The sequence below is a fragment of the Saccharomonospora saliphila YIM 90502 genome (assembly GCF_000383795.1).
GTDB lineage: Bacteria > Actinomycetota > Actinomycetes > Mycobacteriales > Pseudonocardiaceae > Saccharomonospora > Saccharomonospora saliphila.
Window position 1 is genome coordinate 4,627 of sequence record NZ_KB912731.1, and the last position, 2,666, is coordinate 7,292.

Sequence of the window (2,666 nt, forward strand, 5' to 3'; positions counted from 1 at the left end):
TTCGCCGCCGCCGCGCCATCCGCACGACGGCGGCGAGCGCCTCCGTGTCGCCCGCACGCCGGGACTCCCGCACGCACCTCGTCGCCGCGGTCCGAGGGCCCGTGCTCGCCGGAGGTCGCGCCCGGCGCGCCTCCGGCACACGCGCGGGAAGGGGCAACTCCCCGCTCGGGAAGAGGCAACTCGCGGGCGGGAAGGGGCAACTCGCGGGCGGGAGGCTCAGTCGGCGCGGGCCCAGGCGCGGGACAGGGCCACCTTGCCCCGGGTCTGCAACAGGGCGCCGGAGTAGATGCGGCTCGCCAGCAGCACGACCGCGACCACGGTGCAGGCGAGCAGTCCGAAGGCGGTGACCGCCTCCCACACCTGGGCGTCACCGCTGAACAGCCGCACCGGCATCGCGACGGGCGCGGCGAACGGCACGAACGACAGCACCGTGAGCACGGTGGCGTTGTCGGCGAAGAAGATCGTCCCGAAGTACGGCAGCATGACGAACACCATGACCAGGCTCATGCTCGACCCGAGGTCCTCCTGCCTGCTCACCACCGCGCCGGCGACCGCCCACAGCGCGGCCAGCAGCACGAAGCCCAGGCAGAGGAACGGGGCGAACCAGCCGAGCGCGGGCGCCACCACGCTCAGCAACTCGGCGTGCCCACCCAGCCGCAGAGCGATCGGAGCGGCGACGGCCAGCAACACCACCTGGGCGATCGTCAGCAGCGCGTGTCCGGCGATCTTGCCGGCGAGCAGGGCCCGCACGGGCACCGTCGAGACCAGAATCTCCACCACACGCGTCTGCTTCTCGGTCACGGTGCTCTGCGCGATGGCCATGCCGCCCATGCCGAACACGAGATACAGCACGCCGAACACCATGATCACCAGCATCCGCTCGCCCTGGCTCACCTCGGGCGCGTCCAGCAGCTCCACCGGGGGCACGCTGCCCAGCGCCGCGACGATCTCGGTGGGTGGTTCCGACAACGCGAGCACCCGCACACCGGTCGCCGACTCCCCCTCGGTGTCGGCGACGACGGCCGCGTCCACCTCCTCGCCGCGCACCGCGCGTTCGGCCGCCGCGCGGTCGGCGACCTCGACCAGGTTCGCGTCCGTCGCGCGCAGCGCGGTGGCCTGCTCCGAGCCGACCACCGCCACATCCGGCCCGTCGTCGCCGAGCATCGACGGCACCACCGCCACCGCGAACAGCCCGATCACGAGTGTGGCCAGACCGACCCAGAAGCCCTTCATCCGCAGGAAAGTACGGATCTCCCGCTCGGCCACCAGCCGGGTCGCACGCCAGAACGACGAGTCGGCGCCGCCCTCGGGTGCCGCGCCCGGGCCACCCGGCTCCGTCGTGGGCGCGGTCGTGGTCTCGGCCCCCATCACACAACCTCCTTGAAGATCTCGTCGAGCGAGGGCACGACGGGTGTGAAGCTGCGGACCCGGCCCCGGTCGAGCGCGGTCCGCAACACGCGGTCACCGAGAGCGGCGCCGTCGGTGGCGGAGGCCGTGCCGTCGTCCGCCTCGAACACCGCACGAGCACCGTCGAGGTCGACGACGCGCACGCCTGGCACGTCCCGCACCCAACCCGCGTCGGTGTCCACCTCCAGCTCGAAGCGCACCGGTCCGTACCGGGACCGCACCTGCTCCCGCTCCCCCTCGGCGACGATGCGCCCGCCGGAGATGATCACGAGGTCGTCGCAGAGCTGCTCGACCACGGCGAGCTGGTGGCTGGAGAACAACACCGGGACGCCCTGGGCCGCCCGGTCCCGCAGCACCCCGAGCACGGTGTCCACCGCGATCGGGTCGAGTCCGGAGAACGGTTCGTCGAGGATGAGCAGCACCGGGTCGTGCACGAGCGCGGCCGCGATCTGCGCCCGCTGCTGATTGCCCAGGGACAGCTGCTCCAGCGGGTCGTCGGCCCGCTCGCCGAGTTCGAGCTGGTCGAGCAGGCGCTCGGTGTTCGCGCGGGCCGTGGGGCGGTCGAGCCCGTGCAGCTCGCCGAGCCAGGCGATCTGCTCGGCGACCTTCATCTTCGGGTACAACCCGCGTTCCTCGGGCATGTACCCGAACGTCTGCCGCAGCGCTCCGGTGACGGGCCTGCCGTCGAAGGTGACGGAGCCCTCCTGCGCGGCGAGCACGCCGAGGATGATGCGCATGGCGGTGGTCTTGCCCGCCCCGTTCGCCCCCAGGAAGCCGGTCATCCGGCCCGGCCGCACGGTGAAGGAGACCCGGTCGAGCACCCGGTGCCCGCCGAAACTCCGGCTGATCGAAGACACTGTCAACATGGCAGGGAGTCAATCAGGCCCCCGGCTTCGCGCGCGTCCGGCCCGAAGACGATCTCGCCGGGTCCTCCGCGCGGAGGATGCCTGGGGCCTCGGTGCGCTCACCGTCCGCCGGGGGCGACGATGCCGTTCTCGTAGGCGAAGACGACGGCGTGGGTGCGATCGCGCAGGCCGAGCTTGGTCAGGATGCGCGAGACGTGGGTCTTCACGGTGGTCTCGGCGAGCACCAGTTCCGCGGCGATCTCCGGGTTGCTCGCTCCCCTGGCCAGCCGGACCAGCACCTCGTGCTCGCGGGCGGTCAGCTCGGGCGGGCGCCACGCCGCCGCGGGCGCCAACGCCCTCGTCCTGCCGGTCGGGGCGCTGATGATGGCGCTGAACCTGCTGCTGCCCCTGGCG

At 72.7% G+C, this 2,666-nt stretch carries 3 protein-coding genes; all 3 read right to left on the reverse strand.

Annotated features, from left to right (window positions below; genetic code table 11):
- Positions 1–216: 216 nt before the first annotated feature.
- Positions 217–1,368: an ABC transporter permease gene (locus SACSA_RS0120705; protein ID WP_019819781.1), complete on the reverse strand. Its 1,152-nt coding sequence runs from the start codon at positions 1,366–1,368 to the stop codon at positions 217–219.
- Complete coding sequence (locus SACSA_RS0120710; protein ID WP_028662096.1) at positions 1,368–2,273, reverse strand: ABC transporter ATP-binding protein; 906 nt, start codon at positions 2,271–2,273, stop codon at positions 1,368–1,370. The genes SACSA_RS0120705 and SACSA_RS0120710 overlap by 1 nt, the downstream gene beginning before the upstream one ends.
- A gap of 98 nt (positions 2,274–2,371) precedes the next feature.
- The coding region (locus tag SACSA_RS0120715; RefSeq protein WP_083940335.1) for a response regulator transcription factor at positions 2,372–2,666 on the reverse strand (295 nt) is incomplete at its 5' end.

Coding starts and splice junctions, on each gene's coding strand:
- SACSA_RS0120705 (WP_019819781.1), bottom strand. CDS start 1,368: ATGGGGGCCGAGACCACGACCGCGCCCACGACGGAGCCGGGTGGCCCG.
- SACSA_RS0120710 (WP_028662096.1), bottom strand. CDS start 2,273: ATGTTGACAGTGTCTTCGATCAGCCGGAGTTTCGGCGGGCACCGGGTG.